Origin of the sequence: Janthinobacterium sp. GW456P, assembly GCF_002127655.1 — a bacterium.
GTDB lineage: Bacteria > Pseudomonadota > Gammaproteobacteria > Burkholderiales > Burkholderiaceae_D > Janthinobacterium.
On the sequence record NZ_NEHB01000002.1, the window covers coordinates 220499 to 230986 of the forward strand.

Consider the following 10488-nt stretch of genomic DNA (forward strand, 5'->3'; position numbering starts at 1 on the left):
CATGGCGAACCTCACTCACTGGCTGCACATGCATGCCGACCAACTCGATCAATCGTCGGAGCTGGCTGAAACCGTATTACCGGCATTGGCCGGCGACAAGCTGCTGGCCATCGGCGTGCCGCAGGAACACGGCGGCGCGGGCGGCGACGTGCGCGACGCCATCGAGGCCATCGCCAAAGTGGCCGAGCAATCGGTGACGGCGGCCTTTGTCTTCTGGGGCCAGCGCTGCTTCATCGAATTCCTGCTGCAAAGCGAGAACCGCGCGCTGGCCGAGCGCCGCTTGCCCGGCCTGCTGGCCGGCACGCAGGCAGGAGCCAGCGGTTTGTCGAACGCGATGAAATTCTTGTCCGGCATCGAACAGCTGCAAATCACGGGCGCGCGCCACGATGACGGCTTGCTGGTCGACGGCGGCCTGGCCTGGGTGACCAACCTGCGCAAGGCCGGCTTTGTCGCGGCGGCGGCCGTGGCGCCCAACGACGGCGCGCCGCCCGTCATCGTCGCCTTCGACAGCGGCACGGCGGGCGTGCAGCGCAGCGACGACCTGGACCTGATCGCCCTGCGCGGCAGCAATACGGCTTCCGTCAAGCTGGCGCAGGTGCACATCCCCGCCGCGGACATCATCAGCGACAATGCGCCAGCCTGGCTGCCGCAGGTGCGCCCGTCGTTCCTCGGCATGCAGTGCGGCCTGTCGATCGGCCTGGCACGCGCCAGCCTGGCAAAGGCGGCGCAGATTTCCGCCGGCTCGCGCAACCAGCTCACGCCGCGCATCGAAACGCTGCAAACGACACTGGAAGGCGCCGTCGCCACCCTGCTGGCCGGCGTGCACGATGGCCGCTTCAAGACGCAGGCGCCGGCCATGTTCCGCCTGCGCATACAGCTGGCCGATGTGCTGCAGCAGGCGCTGATGCTGGAACTGCAAGCCATGGGCGGGCGCGCCTACCTGAACGCCGAGCAGCAGGGCTTCGCCCGCCGCTGGCGCGAATCGTCTTTCATCCCCATCGTCACCCCCAGCCTGACGCAGTTGCAGGCGGCCTTGCAACTGTTCGACAGCCAGCAGGCGGCGAAAGCGGCGGGAGCATCGGCATGAGCGTTGCTGATTGGGCCTTGCAGGCGCAGGACCTAAGCTTTTCCTATGCGGGCAGCGCGCCCGTGTTCCAGCACGTCTCGCTGGGCGTGCGCAAACGCGAGATCGTCTGCCTGCTGGGCGGCAGCGGCTGCGGCAAATCGAGCCTGCTGCGGGTGCTGGCCGGCTTGCAGCCGCCATCGACGGGCGCCATTCAATTCCTCGATGCGCCCATGCGCGAACCGGACCCGCGCAGCGCCCTCGTGTTCCAGCAAGCGAGCCTTTTGCCCTGGCTGAACGTCACGGGCAACGCGGGCTTCGGCCTGGACTTCAAGCACCAGCCGCAGCTCACGCGCGCAGCGCACGAGGCGCGCGTGGCGCAAGCCATCGAAGCGGTGGGCCTGAAGGGGCGCGAAAAACTGTATCCGTCCGCCCTGTCGGGCGGCATGGCGCAGCGCGTGGCGCTGGCCCGCGCGCTGGCGCGCGAACCGGAACTGCTGTTCGCCGACGAACCGTTTTCCGCGCTCGACGCCATTACCCGCGCCGAGATGCAGTCGCTGCTGGTCGACGTGGTGCACCGCTGGCACACGGCCGTGCTGCTGGTGACGCACGATATCGACGAAGCCATCCTCGTCGCCGACCGCATCCTGCTCATGGGCGGCAAGCCGGGCAACATCGTGCGCGAATGGTCCGTCGCCATCGACCAGCCCCGCATCGGCCACAGCGCCGACGTGATCGCCCTCAAGATGGACATCCTCGACGCCCTGCAAGCGCTGCAACAGCAAGATCAGGCCCACGCCGCCCACTAATGCACTTTACTGGAACCTTCATGTCCCTCCCACACGATAACAAACCCCTGCATATCTGCGCCTCCTCCGATTGCGACTGCGGCCTGACGCGGCGCGACTTCCTGCGCATGTCGGCCCTGGCCACGGCCAGCGTCGCCTCCCCCCTGCTGTTCGCCGGCGACGCCATGGCCCAGCAAGATCCGAAAGGCGATGACCAGCCCGTAAAGATCGGCTACCTGCCGATTACCGACGCCACTCCGCTGCTCGTCGCTCACGCGCGCAAGCTGTTCGAGGCGGAAGGCTTGCAGGCGGAAACGCCGCGCCTGTTCCGCAGCTGGGCGCAGATCATCGAAGCCTTCGTTGCCGGCCAGGTGAACGTCATCCACCTGCTGTCGCCGGCCACCCTGTGGGTGCGCTACGGCGCCAAGTTCCCGGCGAAGGTCGTCGCCTGGAACCACATCAACGGTTCCGCGCTGACCGTGGCCAACGAAATCAACAAGGTTTCCGACCTGGGCGGGCGCACGGTCGCGATCCCGTTCTGGTACTCGATCCACAACATCCTGCTGCAGCAGATCCTGTCCTCGAACGGCCTGACCCCGGTCACGCGCGCGCGCAACGCGGCCATCAAGCCGAATGAAGTCAACCTGATCGTGCTGGCGCCGGCCGAAATGGTCTCGGCCCTGGCCGCCAAGTCGATCGCCGGCTACATCGTGGCCGAGCCGTTCAATGCGGCGGCGGAAAACGCCGGCATCGGCAAGATCCTGCGCTTCTCGGGCGACGTGTGGAAAAACCATGCGTGCTGCGTCACCTTCCTGTCCGAGCGCGACATCAATACGCGCCCGGAATGGGCGCAAAAGGTCACCAACGCCATCGTCAAGGCGCAGCTGTGGACGCGCACGAACCAGGTCGACACGGCCAAGCTGCTGTCGAACGTGGGCGAGCACCGCTACACGCCGCATCCGCTGCAGGTGCTGACCAAGGTGCTGGCCACCACCGACTACGCCGGCTATGAAAAGCAGGGCCTGATCGTGCACAAGAACTGGCAGCAGCGCCGCATCGACTTCCAGCCGTATCCGTTTGCCTCGTACACGGAAGAACTGGTGCGCGCCATCGGCCGCACCAAGGTCGAAGGCGATACGCGCTTCCTGGCGAATCTCGATCCGAAATTTGCCGCGCGCGACCTGGTTGACGACCGCTTCGTGCGCAAGGCCATCACGGCAGTCGGCGGCCCGGCCGCCTTCGGCTTGCCGGCCAACCTGCTGCGCAGCGAAACCGTGGCGGTCTGACGATGGCAAGCAAGTTGTTCACGAAATTCGGCCTGCCCCTGGTGGGGCTGGCCTGTGCCTTGCTGCTGTGGTCCATGGGCGTGGCGGCGCTGGAGAAATCCACGCCCATCGCCACCGCCTTCGCGCCCTTGCCCACGGCGCTGGCGTTCAGGGAGATGGTGGGCGGTGCCGATATCTGGCTGCACGTGGTCTTGAGCCTGCAAAGGGTGGCCGTGGGCCTGGGGCTGGCGATCGTCATCGGCGTGCCGCTCGGCGTGCTGGTGGCCATGTCGAAGCGCTTTTCCGGCGCGGCCATGCCGCTGTTCCAACTGCTGCGCATGATTTCGCCGCTGTCGTGGATGCCGATCGCCGTGATGGTGCTGGGCGTGGGCGACGCGCCCGTATACTTCCTGCTGGCGTTCGCGGCCGTCTGGCCGATTTTGCTCAATACGGCGGCCGGCGTGGCGCGGCTCGACCCGAACTGGCTGCTGCTGGCACGCAGCCTGTCGGCTACGCGCAGCGAGATCGTCTTCAAGGTGATTTTGCCGGGCATCACGGCCGATATCCTGACGGGCGTGCGCCTGGCCATCGGCATCATCTGGATCGTGCTGGTGCCGGCCGAAATGCTGGGCGTGTCGGCAGGCCTCGGCTACTTCATCCTCGACACGCGCGACCGCCTCGCGTATTCGGAGCTGATGGCTGCCATCGTGCTGATCGGGATGTTAGGTTTCATCCTCGACTACCTGGCCCGCGCCGCGCATGCGCGCTGGCTGCACGTGAAGACCTAAGCCAATGCGCTAAGCGGCCTTTTCCAGCGGCAGCGCGGCGGCCACCGCCGCCTGCGTTGCCGCCGCCAGTTCGCGCCGGTGCGCGTCGGCCGTCGCCACTGGCGCCAGGCAGGTCAGGCGCGCCGTGATCGGCGGGCCGCTCAGGATCGCCACCATGCTCTGCGCAAAGCTCATCTCGCCGATGAAGTCGACGGCGTGATGCAGCGCTCCCTTGTCATCCACGTACACGAGCGCAAACGGCTGCACCGGCACTTGCGCGTCGATGGCCGCCTCGAACAGGTTGGCGTGAAACGGCAGGATCCGCCCTTGCGCGGCGGTCGTGCCTTCGGGGAAGAACGCAATGCGTTCGCCCGCCGTCAATTTATCCACCAGGCCCTGGAAAATCAGGCGCAGGTCGCGCTTGCTGCCGCGCGAAATGAAGATGGTGCCGGCGCGTCCCGCCAGCCAGCCCAGGATAGGCCACGCGCGGATTTCCGCCTTGGCGACGAAACGGCAGGGGTGGACGGCATTGATGACGAAGATGTCGAGCCACGACACGTGGTTCGCCACCACCATCGCATGGTCGAGAGCCGGCACGCTGTCTGCCGGCTGCGCCACATGCACGCCGCAGATATCGAGCAGCTGCGTCGACCAGCGGCGGATGCGCCGGTTGCGCCCTTCCAGGTCCAGCCAGGGAAAAAGCACGGCGCTCTTGGCCATGCCGCAGCTCAGGTGCATGGCGATGCGCGCGAGGCGCCAGGTAAGCAGAAGTTTCAAATGTCACCAACAAATAAACCAGAACCGAAATCCGGAAGCAGACAAGGGATGCCGGGGCGGCATGCCCCGGCCCATGGATCTGATTTTTTAACGCTGAAACGCCACCTGTCCAGCCACGATGGTCGCCTTGACGATGCCGCTCAGCTCATAGCCGAGGAAAGGCGTGTGCTTGCCCTGGCTGGCCAGCGACGCCGACGACACCGTCCAGCGCGCGGCGGGATCGAAGACGCAGATGTCGGCCGCTTCGCCCACGGCCAGGCTGCCGGCCGGGATGCCGGCGACACGGGCCGCCTCGGACGTGACCTTGGCCACGGCGCGCGCCAGCGGACGGGCGCCCGCCTGTGGCTGGCCCAGCGCATAGTCCTCGGCCCACTTCAGGGCCAGGGACAGCAGCAGTTCCAGGCCGGTGGCACCGGGCGACGCTTCGCCGAACGGCAGCAGTTTTTCATCGTCGTCGACGGGCGTATGGTCCGAGCACATGGCGTCGACCGTGCCATCCAACAGGCCGGCGCGGATCGCATCGCGGTCGCGCTGGCTGCGGAACGGCGGCGTAACGCGCGCATTCGGATCGAAAAAGCCGATGTCGGCGTCCGTCAGGTGCACGTGGTGCACGCCCACGTCGCAGGTGACGGGCAAGCCTTCGGCCTTGGCGGCGCGGATCAGTTCCAGGCCCGCGCTTGAGGAAATGCGGCACAGGTGCACGCGCGCGCGGCTGGCGCGCATCAATTCAAAGATCGTGTGCAGGGCGATGGTTTCGGACATCACGGGCACGCCGGACAGGCCCAGGCGCGACGCCAGCGGGCCGCTGTGGGCGATGCCGCCACGGCCGATGTGCGGGTCTTGCGGACGCAGCCAGACCGTGTAGCCGAAGGTGTTCGCGTACTGCATGGCGCGCAGCAGCACGGTGGTGTCCTCGATCGGCTCTTCCGCCTGCGCGAAGCCGATGCAGCCCGCTTCCGTCAGTTCCGCCATTTCCGTCAGCGACTGGCCCTTCAAGCCCATGGTCAGCGCGCCCAGCGGGTGCACGTGGGCCTTGTTCTGCGTCTTGGCGCGGTATTTCAGCATCTCCACCAGGCCCGGCTCATCGAGCACGGGATCGGTGTCGGGCGGGCAGATCAGGCTCGTGACGCCGCCTTGCAGCGCCGCCTGCAGTTCCGATTCCAGGGTCGCCTTGTATTCGTAGCCCGGCTCGCGCAGGCGCGCGGACAGGTCGACCAGGCCGGGGGCAACCACCAGGCCGGCCGCGTCAAAGGTGGTGTCGGCCTTGAAGCCGGCCGGGGCGCTGCCCACGGCCAGCACCTTGCCATCGGCGATAAACAGGTCTTGCAAGCCATCGATGCCGTTGGCAGGGTCGATCAGGTGGCCGTTCTTGATATGTAGTGTCGTCATGCTCGCTTACTCGTCCTTGGGCTATCAGCCCTGATTACCAGCCAAAATACTCATCACCGCCATGCGCACGGCGATACCGAAGGTCACCTGCGGCAGGATCACCGCCTGCGGACCGTCGGCCACGGCCGAATCGATTTCCACGCCGCGGTTCATCGGGCCCGGATGCATGACGATGGCATCCGGTTTCGCCAGCGCCAGGCGTTCGGGCGTCAAGCCGTAGCTCTTGAAATATTCCTGCGCCGACGGCAGCAGCGCGCCGCTCATGCGTTCATTTTGCAGGCGCAGCATGATGATCACGTCGACGCCTTTCAAGCCCTCGTCCATGTTGGTGAAGGTGCGCACGCCCATCTGTTCCAGGCCGCCCGGCAGCAGGGTGTGCGGGCCGATGGCGCGCACTTCCGGCACGCCCAGGGTGGTCAGCGCATGGATGTCGGAACGGGCCACGCGGCTGTGCAAAATGTCGCCCACGATGGCCACCGTCAGGTTGGTGAAATCCTTCTTGTAGTGGCGGATCGTGTACATGTCGAGCAGGCCCTGGGTCGGGTGCGCGTGGCGTCCGTCGCCCGCGTTGACGACGTGGACGTGCGGCTGCTTCGTGTCGATCAGGTGCTTGGCGATCAGGTAGGGCGCGCCCGACTGCGCGTGGCGCACGACGAACATGTCGGCATGCATGGCCGACAGGTTGTCGATGGTGTCGAGCAGCGATTCGCCCTTGCTGGCCGACGAGGCCTGGATGTTCAGGTTGATGACGTCGGCCGACAGGCGCTTCGAGGCGATCTCGAAGGTGGTGCGGGTGCGCGTGGAGTTTTCAAAGAACAGGTTGAAAACGCTCTTGCCGCGCATCAGCGGCACCTTTTTCACGTCGCGGTCGGAAATGCCGACGAACGAGGAAGCGGTATCGAGGATGTGGTTGACGATAGACTTCGGCAAGCCTTCGATCGTCAGCAGATGTTGCAGTTCGCCGTGTTTATTCAGTTGCGGATTAAGCATGGTGGGTATCTATGGTGAGCGTGAATTTTCCATCGTCGGCTTGCTTCAGGACCAGGGCCTGGCCCGGCGGCACGGCAGTGAAGGCGGCCACGAAATCGGCGGCCACCGGCAGCTGGCGTTCGCCGCGGTCGACCAGGGCCGCCAGCATGATCTTGGCCGGGCGGCCATAGTCGAACAATTCGTTGATGGCCGCGCGCGTGGTGCGGCCCGTGTACAGCACGTCGTCGACCAGCAGGATGGTGGCGCCGGCCACGTCAAAGCTGATTTGCGTCGGCTTGACGTCCGCATGCAGGCCCTTCTGGGCAAAGTCGTCGCGGTAGAACGAGACGTCGAGCACGCCCAGGCGGTCGAGCAGGTTCAGGTCGCGCGCCAGGCGTTCAGCCAGCCAGGCGCCGCCCGAATGGATGCCGACGATGGCCACGTTGGGGATGCCCGCCAGGCCGCTCTGCACCTGTTGCAGCAAATCTGCATACAGGGCCTCGGCGTCGAGTTGGGAAGGATTCGCAGGATGCGGCATAGAGTTCTTAATCATTCAGGGAGGGAGTCTAGGGTCAGATTAATAATTCGCGTCGAAATACTGTTGCAGGATGATGGCGGCGGCGCGGTCGTCGATGACTTCGCCGCGTTTGGCGGCGATGACGGCCGAGGAATAGCGCTCGTCGACCAGTTCCACGGGCAGGTTGAAGCGGCCATGCACCTGGTTGGCGAAACGGCGGCAGCGCGCGCTCATCTCGTGTTCCGTGCCATCGGGGTGGCTGGGCAAGCCCACCACGATACGGCTGGCCCCCCACTCCCGGATCAGGCTATCGATGGCGGCAAACTTCGGCTCGTTCGCCGTGGCCGTGATCACGCTGAGCGGCTTGGCCTGGCAAATCATGGTATTGCCGATGGCCACGCCGATGCGTTTCAAGCCGAAATCGAAGGCGAGGATGGTGTCGATGGCGTCGCCGCTCATGCGTGTCCGGCTTCCGAAGCCAGCATGAGGGGATCGATACCGAGCAACTTGATGGCCGCCACGTAGCGCTGTTCGATGGGGAAATCGAACAGGATGTCGGCCGAGGCGCCCACCGTCAGCCAGCCATTGCGGCCGATCTCGTCTTCCAGCTGGCCCGGGCTCCAGCCCGAGTAGCCGATCGAGACGAGCATGCGCTCGGGACCATCGCCCTTGGCGACGGCTTCGAGCACGTCGATCGAGGTGGTAAACGCCACTTCATCGGTCACCGTCAGCGACGAGGAATAGCGCGCGCCCGGCGTGTGCAGCACGAAGCCGCGGTCATCCTGCACGGGGCCGCCAAACATGATCGGCTCGTTGATGATGGGCGTGTCGCTGCCAGCCTCGAGTTTCAGGTCGATGCGGTCGAACAGCACTTCCATGGTCATGTCGGTGGGTTTGTTGATGACGACGCCCAGCACGCCGTTTTCATTATGTTCACACACGTACACGACCGTGCCGCCGAAGATTGGATCTTGCATGGCCGGCATCGCAATCAGGAAATGGTTGGCCAGATTCAGGGTGGAGGAACCGGTCGCGGCCGGCTCTCCCACACCCTGCATCAGACGATGTCCTGGTAGAGTCTGGTCGATTTTACTCTTTTTCATACGCGATGCTCTCTCTGTGGGCTTGCTGGCAAGTCTCGCTTACCCCGCTATCGTACGCCCGGCGCAAGCGGCCGCACATCTTGGGCGGCGCGCACCGTGGTGCCAGGCGTTATTCTTGTTATGTTATAAATTAATGATCAATTCGCTATGCCTGCAGGCGCATTTCAATGCCAATTGTAAAATTGATTGCAAAATCGCTGTCGCACATAAAGTACCGCGAACATACCCGCTAGTTTACACTGAATTGCCGCCGCAGCGACGCCAAAGGCACGACGCGCGCGGCCATAAAGCCCTGTTGACGGCAAAAAATCGCCTATCTTTGACCCTGAACACGCAAAATAATGACAATTAAGACTTCCCTGGTGTGGTTCCGCCGCGATCTGCGCGCGTTTGACCATGCTGCACTGCATCACGCCCTGCGTCAAAGCCAGGCCGTGCATTGCGTCTTCGTATACGACACCGCCATCCTGGCCACGCTGCCGCGCCGCGACCGGCGGATCGACTTCATCCATGCAAGCGTGGCCGAGCTGGCCGCCGAGCTGCGCCAGCTGGGCGGCGACCTGATCGTGCTGCACGCGGCCGCGGCCGAGGCGATTCCGCGCCTGGCGGCCGAATTGAACGCCGACGCCGTCTTTGCCAACCACGACTACGAACCGCAGGCGATCGCCCGCGACGCCACGGTGGCCGCCGCGCTCACGCACGAGGCGCGCCTGTGGTTCAGCTTTAAGGACCAGGTGATCTTTGAAAAAGACGAGGTTTTGACGCTCTCGGCCAAACCCTACACCGTCTACACGCCGTATAAAAATGCCTGGCTGAAGAAAATGCGCGCCGAACCCGCCTGCCTGGCGTCATTCGATATCGAGCCGCATGCGGCCAGCCTGGCGCCGCCCCGCGCCGGCACGCCGTCGCCCCTGCCCACCCTGGGCGAGCTGGGGTTCGAGGCCAGCAACCTGGCCGAGCTGGCCATCCCTACCGGCATGTCGGGTGCCAGCGCGCTGTTCGAGGATTTTTTGCCGCGCGTGGCCCGCTATGACGTGGCGCGCGATTTTCCCGCCCTGAAGGGACCGTCCTACCTGTCCATGCATCTGCGCTTCGGCACCGTGTCGCTGCGCTATCTGGTGCGCACCGTGGTCGACCTGATGGACCGCGGCGGCGGCGGGGACGGGGCGCCCGTGTGGCTGGCCGAACTGATCTGGCGCGACTTCTACGCCATGATTTTGTACCAGAACCCGCACGTCGAAGGCGGCGCCTTCAAACCGGCCTACGACGCCATCGCCTGGGAAACGGGGCCGGCCGCCGATGCCGCCTTTGCCGCCTGGTGCGAGGGCCGCACCGGCTATCCGCTGGTCGACGCGGCCATGGCGCAGCTGAACCAGACGGGCTATATGCACAACCGCCTGCGCATGGTCACGGCCTGCTTTCTAATCAAGGATCTCGGTATCGACTGGCGCCGCGGCGAGGCGTATTTCGCGCTGCACCTGAACGACTTCGACCTGGCCTCGAACAACGGCGGCTGGCAATGGGCGTCCTCGTCCGGCTGCGACGCCCAGCCTTACTTCCGCATCTTCAATCCCATCACGCAGTCGGAAAAATTCGACGCCAGCGGACGCTTCATCCGCCGCTACCTGCCGCAGCTGAAGGCGCTGGGCGACAAGGAAATCCACGCGCCCTGGCTGGTGCCGCGCATGCTGCTGGAACAGAAAAACATCGTGCTGGGACGCGACTATCCGGCACCCATCGTGCAGCACGACGAGGCGCGCAAGGAGACGCTGGAGCGCTATGCGGTGGTGAAGGTGCCAGCGTAATCCGACGATATTGTCGTACTGTTCGCTGGTGATGTCGGGTTACGC

Annotated in this window: 11 protein-coding genes; 5 read left to right on the forward strand and 6 right to left on the reverse strand. The window is 65.2% G+C overall.

The annotated features are described in order from the left end of the window. Nucleotide 1: 1 nt before the first annotated feature. The 4 genes from CBW66_RS03405 to CBW66_RS03420 are packed head-to-tail and all read left to right on the forward strand — an operon-like array spanning nt 2 to nt 3904. On the forward strand, nt 2–1087 hold the full coding sequence (locus CBW66_RS03405) for an acyl-CoA dehydrogenase family protein (RefSeq protein ID WP_086137045.1): 1086 nt from the start codon (nt 2–4) through the stop codon (nt 1085–1087). Continuing rightward, the gene (locus CBW66_RS03410; protein WP_086137046.1) at nt 1084–1872 is read left to right on the forward strand and encodes an ABC transporter ATP-binding protein; all 789 of its coding nucleotides are present in this window, start codon (nt 1084–1086) and stop codon (nt 1870–1872) included. Before CBW66_RS03405 ends, CBW66_RS03410 begins: the two co-directional genes overlap by 4 nt. A gap of 20 nt (nt 1873–1892) precedes the next feature. Beyond that, nucleotides 1893–3137 (forward strand): ABC transporter substrate-binding protein, encoded by a 1245-nt coding sequence (locus tag CBW66_RS03415; protein WP_086137047.1) that lies wholly within the window; start codon nt 1893–1895, stop codon nt 3135–3137. Between the two features lie 2 nt (nt 3138–3139). Beyond that, a complete protein-coding gene (locus tag CBW66_RS03420) occupies nt 3140–3904 on the forward strand; it encodes an ABC transporter permease (RefSeq protein WP_086137048.1) in 765 nt (254 codons plus the stop codon). A 9-nt stretch (nt 3905–3913) separates the two neighbouring features. Here the strand turns inward: CBW66_RS03420 and CBW66_RS03425 are convergent, their stop codons facing one another. The 6 genes from CBW66_RS03425 to CBW66_RS03450 all read right to left on the reverse strand — a co-directional run bounded on the left by CBW66_RS03425 (nt 3914) and on the right by CBW66_RS03450 (nt 8593). Beyond that, a complete protein-coding gene (locus CBW66_RS03425) occupies nt 3914–4660 on the reverse strand; it encodes a 1-acyl-sn-glycerol-3-phosphate acyltransferase (RefSeq protein WP_086137049.1) in 747 nt (248 codons plus the stop codon). An 87-nt stretch (nt 4661–4747) separates the two neighbouring features. Next, nucleotides 4748–6049 (reverse strand): dihydroorotase, encoded by a 1302-nt coding sequence (locus tag CBW66_RS03430; RefSeq protein ID WP_086137050.1) that lies wholly within the window; start codon nt 6047–6049, stop codon nt 4748–4750. Between the two features lie 24 nt (nt 6050–6073). Next, nucleotides 6074–7039 carry an aspartate carbamoyltransferase catalytic subunit gene (locus CBW66_RS03435; RefSeq protein WP_034746695.1) on the reverse strand — a complete coding sequence of 322 codons (966 nt, stop codon included), beginning with the start codon at nt 7037–7039 and terminating at the stop codon, nt 6074–6076. Further along, nucleotides 7032–7556: a bifunctional pyr operon transcriptional regulator/uracil phosphoribosyltransferase PyrR gene (gene pyrR / locus CBW66_RS03440; RefSeq protein ID WP_086137051.1), complete on the reverse strand. Its 525-nt coding sequence runs from the start codon at nt 7554–7556 to the stop codon at nt 7032–7034. Before pyrR ends, CBW66_RS03435 begins: the two co-directional genes overlap by 8 nt. Nucleotides 7557–7595: 39 nt before the next feature. After that, a complete protein-coding gene (gene ruvX, locus CBW66_RS03445; protein ID WP_230492103.1) occupies nt 7596–7994 on the reverse strand; it encodes a Holliday junction resolvase RuvX in 399 nt (132 codons plus the stop codon). Then, complete coding sequence (locus CBW66_RS03450; protein WP_070222127.1) at nt 7991–8593, reverse strand: YqgE/AlgH family protein; 603 nt, start codon at nt 8591–8593, stop codon at nt 7991–7993. Before CBW66_RS03450 ends, ruvX begins: the two co-directional genes overlap by 4 nt. A 386-nt stretch (nt 8594–8979) precedes the next feature. Here CBW66_RS03450 and CBW66_RS03455 point away from each other — a divergent pair, with 386 nt between their 5' ends. After that, nucleotides 8980–10443 (forward strand): deoxyribodipyrimidine photo-lyase, encoded by a 1464-nt coding sequence (locus tag CBW66_RS03455; protein WP_086137052.1) that lies wholly within the window; start codon nt 8980–8982, stop codon nt 10441–10443. Nucleotides 10444–10488 lie beyond the last annotated feature (45 nt).